This is a genomic window from Serratia sp. HNCC26DJ206, from assembly GCF_057180605.1.
In genome coordinates, this window is record NZ_JBXUGP010000198.1 from 1 (window position 1) to 207 (window position 207).

Consider the following 207-nt stretch of genomic DNA (forward strand, 5'->3'; position numbering starts at 1 on the left):
TCCCCCACTTTGGTCCGAAGACGTTATGCGGTATTAGCTACCGTTTCCAGTAGTTATCCCCCTCCATCGGGCAGTTTCCCAGACATTACTCACCCGTCCGCCGCTCGTCACCCAGGAGCAAGCTCCCTGTGCTACCGCTCGACTTGCATGTGTTAGGCCTGCCGCCAGCGTTCAATCTGAGCCATGATCAAACTCTTCAATTAAAAG

Annotated in this window: 1 rRNA gene; it reads right to left on the reverse strand. The window is 54.1% G+C overall.

What is annotated here, in order from left to right:
* Positions 1-203 (reverse strand): 16S ribosomal RNA (locus AC2A1E_RS24565); the annotation flags it as partial.
* Positions 204-207: the final 4 nt, after the last annotated feature.